This window comes from Parasphingorhabdus sp. (assembly GCF_049667325.1).
Lineage (GTDB): Bacteria > Pseudomonadota > Alphaproteobacteria > Sphingomonadales > Sphingomonadaceae > Parasphingorhabdus.
Genome location: NZ_JBATHY010000001.1, coordinates 1 through 4,135, shown reverse-complemented (window position 1 = coordinate 4,135; position 4,135 = coordinate 1). Strand labels below are relative to the sequence as shown.

The 4,135-nt window shown below is 52.2% G+C and carries 6 protein-coding genes and 1 pseudogene; 2 read left to right on the top strand and 5 right to left on the bottom strand.

All coding sequences use genetic code 11. From position 1 onward, the window contains the following. The first annotated feature begins 137 nt into the window (after positions 1-137). The gene (gene clpS, locus WBM93_RS00035) at positions 138-542 is read left to right on the top strand and encodes an ATP-dependent Clp protease adapter ClpS (RefSeq protein ID WP_424426917.1); all 405 of its coding nucleotides are present in this window, start codon (positions 138-140) and stop codon (positions 540-542) included. Between the two features lie 20 nt (positions 543-562). Then, on the top strand, positions 563-1,222 hold the full coding sequence (locus WBM93_RS00030; RefSeq protein ID WP_424426915.1) for a DsbA family oxidoreductase: 660 nt from the start codon (positions 563-565) through the stop codon (positions 1,220-1,222). Between the two features lie 3 nt (positions 1,223-1,225). Here WBM93_RS00030 and WBM93_RS00025 read toward each other — a convergent pair whose 3' ends face one another. The 5 genes and pseudogenes from WBM93_RS00025 to WBM93_RS00005 all read right to left on the bottom strand — a co-directional run. Then, complete coding sequence (locus WBM93_RS00025; RefSeq protein ID WP_424426913.1) at positions 1,226-2,026, bottom strand: DUF1295 domain-containing protein; 801 nt, start codon at positions 2,024-2,026, stop codon at positions 1,226-1,228. Next, on the bottom strand, positions 2,023-2,661 hold the full coding sequence (locus WBM93_RS00020) for a lysophospholipid acyltransferase family protein (protein WP_424426911.1): 639 nt from the start codon (positions 2,659-2,661) through the stop codon (positions 2,023-2,025). Before WBM93_RS00020 ends, WBM93_RS00025 begins: the two co-directional genes overlap by 4 nt. A gap of 106 nt (positions 2,662-2,767) precedes the next feature. Then, positions 2,768-3,292: a thermonuclease family protein gene (locus tag WBM93_RS00015; protein WP_424426909.1), complete on the bottom strand. Its 525-nt coding sequence runs from the start codon at positions 3,290-3,292 to the stop codon at positions 2,768-2,770. 45 nt (positions 3,293-3,337) lie between these two features. Beyond that, on the bottom strand, positions 3,338-3,691 hold the full coding sequence (locus WBM93_RS00010; RefSeq protein ID WP_424426907.1) for a PilZ domain-containing protein: 354 nt from the start codon (positions 3,689-3,691) through the stop codon (positions 3,338-3,340). Positions 3,692-3,861: 170 nt separating this feature from the next. Beyond that, a pseudogene (locus WBM93_RS00005) lies at positions 3,862-4,135 on the bottom strand (cation diffusion facilitator family transporter); the annotation flags it as partial.

Below are 4,135 nucleotides of genomic sequence, written 5' to 3'. Positions count from 1 at the left end.
GAGATTAAAAAGGGACCGTTCCGTTGGAGCGGTCCTTTTTATTTGTCCTTTATTAACCTGCCCACCGCAAAAGCGGCCAAAACTATCAATCCGCCACTTGCCCTCGGGGCTAAAAATACCATATCCTGAGGCTAATGATGAACCAGCAGATTCTTTTCCTGATCCGAAAACCTGGCGTGCAGAGTCGCATCAGTGACCAGCCAACTCTGGGCGATGACCCAGACAACGGATCTGGTGATGACGACGACACAAATCTGGGCATAGCAACCAAGACCCGGGCCAAGACCAAGAAGCCCAGCCCTTACAAAGTCCTGATCCTCAACGACGATTATACGCCGATGGAGTTTGTTGTTCTCGTTTTGAAACGATTTTTCAATATGGACATCGATGAAGCGACGCGAGTGATGCTGCACGTTCACCAGAAAGGCGTCGGGGTTTGCGGTACGTTCAGTTATGAGGTTGCGGAAACCAAAGTCACGCAGGTGATGGATTTTGCCCGCAAAAACGAACATCCACTGCAATGCACGCTTGAGAAGGCCTGATACAAATCAAGGAACCAGCCATGTCCGCTACGCCTGTTATCACCGTCGACATCGTCTCTGATATCGTCTGCCCATGGTGTATCATCGGATATAAAAAGCTGGAAAAAGCAATGCTGCAGTTCGAAGGCAAGGCAACTTTCGAACTGACCTGGCACGCCTTTGAACTAAATCCTGCGATGCCGCCCGAAGGACAGGACATCACCGAACACATGGCGCAGAAATATGGTGCCACGGCCGAACAAAGCAAAGCCAACCGGGAACGGATGCGTCAGGCAGGCCAAGATCTGGATTTTACATTCAATACTCATGACAACATGCGGATGGTAAACACTTTCGATGCGCACCGCCTGCTGCACTGGGCTGGAGAAACCGGCAAGCAAACCGCCCTCAAACTGGCTCTATTCCAAGCGCATTTTACCGACGGCAAGAATGTTAGCGATCACGACACCCTTGTGGCTGTCGCATCCTCCGTTGGTCTGGATGAGAAGCGTGCCCGTGATCTGCTCGGCACGGACCTATATGCTGCCGAGGTCCGGGCAACGGAATCGGAATGGCAAGAACGGTTCATTACCGGCGTACCCGCGTTCATCTTCAACAAGAAGTTCATGGTCCCCGGAGCCCAGGAAACCGATGTTTTCGCCAATATCATCGAGAATAAGCTGCTCAAAGAAGCAGCCTGAGCCTCACTTCTTCTTCGGTGGCATCGGGAAGAAACCGGACGTCCGTTCAATATAGTCAACATAGTCCGGACGGTTCTTTTTAAGGCTTTTTTCCAGCAGAGGCGCGCCGCTCCACTTCATCAGCGTGAAGCTCAGGAACAGCGGCCCAACAGCTGCGATCCACACCGGCCAGCCTGCTTGCGAAGCCACCAGCCATATGCCCCACCATGCGCAAAAATCTCCGAAATAATTGGGATGCCGGGTGTATCTCCACAAGCCGGTATCCAGCACTTTGCCTTTATTGGCAGGATTGGACCGGAACGCCTTGAGTTGCATATCGCCTATCGTTTCAAAGGCAATTCCGATCACTGCTATAACCGCCCCGATGATGGCGACAGGCCCAGCCGTGTCAGCACCAGCTAGCAAAATACCAAGCTGTGCCGGCAGGCACACGATGAAAAGAAGCGGGATCTGCATCGCCCACGCCTTCAGCAGCGCTGCCTTGGCGAAACCCATCCCCTGCTTTTCCATCGCATGGCCCATTATCTTTTCGTAGCGCGGGTCGACCCCTTCCTTGCGCCATCGCAGGAACAGGTGCGTTCCCAGCCTGATGCCCCACAGCGCGGTCAGCATCCAGATGATATAAGCCAAAGGTCCGGGACTTTCGACCTGCACGAAAGACGCGCTCGCCATGATGGCCATGCCATAAGCCCAGAAGGCGTCGATAAAAGACACGTCGCGGATGCGGATGGATATCAGCCACAGGATGATCATGATGCCGACCAACAGAGCAAAGTTCAGACCCAAAGCTGTCAGTAAATTCAACTCATCGCTCCTTTTTCCGGTTGTTTCCCGGGCGTGCCGGGATCCGTCGAGACAATATCGCGCATCGCTTTTTCGGGGACCTTCGGTGTCACGCTGTGGTAAAAATCGCTGAGCTTCTGCATGTCGGCTTTATAGTCTCCCGACGGCATGAATGATGGCCCCAATCCCCCGGTTCTTTTCGAATAATCCATCATACCCAGAATTAACGGCACCTTTGCCTTTAGCGCGATGTAATAGAAGCCGGTGCGCCATTGCTTGCCACCACCGCGGGTGCCCTCGGGCGGGATCGTCAGGAGGAAATCATCCCGCCTTTCAAACTCCCTGACCATCGCATCGACCATGTTCTGCGATTTTGACCGATTCACTGGAATACCGCCCATGCGCCGCATCATATCTCCCCACGGCCATTTGAATAGAGTGTCCTTGCCGATCCAGTAAGAGTTGAACCCCAGCTTGTTGGTGAGACCAAAAAAATAGAGAAAGTCCCAATTGCTGGTATGCGGCGCAGCGATGATGACGGCTTTTCTGGGCGGAGGATTTTCCTGAACCGCAGTCCATCCGTTGATAGTATACATGAATACCGAAAACCGGCGGACAATTTCCGATAACCAGTTGGGTTCAATCTCGTCGTGCACGCATCCTCCCACTCGCGGGATCAGGTGCCGCGTATATCGAGAGACCATAAGTCTATTTTCGGACCGTGCAACGAAAGATGTCCGTTGACGCAATCAACAAGAGCCCTCAACGCCGGTTTTCCCCGCGCCAGATTTTCGGATTTACGAAAGAGCCTTTCCAGATTCCGCGCTTTGTTCGTTCTGCATACCGTTCCTCGGTAGCATAAATGGGCGCATCGAAACTGTCGGCCGACAACGCTAGTCCTCGCAGGACCAACTCGGCACCCAGGTCCGCTCCGGCCGGACTGGTGCAGGTTACTATCGCGCGTTGATATTTATCTCTCGCTCGAACTTCGCAGGCATGATTTTCGATACCGAGCAGACTTTCCAGTCCCGAGCGGGAAAATTTGCCACAATCCCAGTTCCGGCCCTCGTCATCCTGACATTGCTGGCGATATTCAGGCGCATCAATGCCATAGATACGGAATTCGCTGTCTGCTGTTCTGAAACTATCCCCGTCGATTACGTCGGCTCGCGCGCTATTGACGGTCAGTATCTCTGGTTCAAACAATCTGCCGTGCAGCAGCCAGATGCCAATTGAGATGGCAAAAATGATCAGGGATAATCTTATTCGTGTGGAGGTTTTTCGCATGAACTGTGTCACACCTAGCGGAGTGACCCGCCATTGCCAAACAGCTTACAGGCCTTTCCTTTGCAAGGACGGATATTTGGCGATGATATGATCATAGACGGCCGGATGGAGTGATTGCAGAAATTCACAACCATAACAGTCCTGCTCATGCCAACAAATCTTACTCTCCAGCGCGGCGAACGATGGCAGTTTGAGGAAAATATTTTTTTCCCCGGTCAAGCGTGTCAAACAGCGCATCCGGAAGCCGGTGACTGAAAGGTCCATTATCATCGCTTCAACGCTCCCCAGTCCTGGTTCGCGGACGGCAGCCACTATTTCCACATCCGCTCGCAATGAAATACGGGGATCGAAACGTTGTTGTGCCTGGTCCATCGTGCGGTGGCCCGGTTTGCTGTCCATAATCCCAAAGCTTCCTACTATTAACGCATCCCTGTCTGGTGTGGTCGCCTTTGTGCAAGGACAACCGGCTACACCGATAATAGAATTAACAAAAAATGCTTATGTAATAGTAAATGATGGCGTTCAAAAACGACCAAAATGCAGGGTCCGCCGTTCTGTCGAAGTTGGTCTCAGCTACCCCTACAGCAATCAATCTGGCACAAATCCGCCTCTTCGTCCTCAAGCTCAACCTGGATGGTAATATGGTGAATGGAGAATTGTGTTTTCATTTCCTTTTGCACGTCGGCGAGGAAGCCTTTACCCGGATGTCCGTTTGGCAAAACCAGATGGGCTGTCATTGCGGTTTCGCTTGTGCTCATCGGCCAGATATGAAGATCATGCACGGCTTCAACACCAGGCAATGAAGCAAGATATCCAAGCACTTTTTCAGCATCAATATTACGA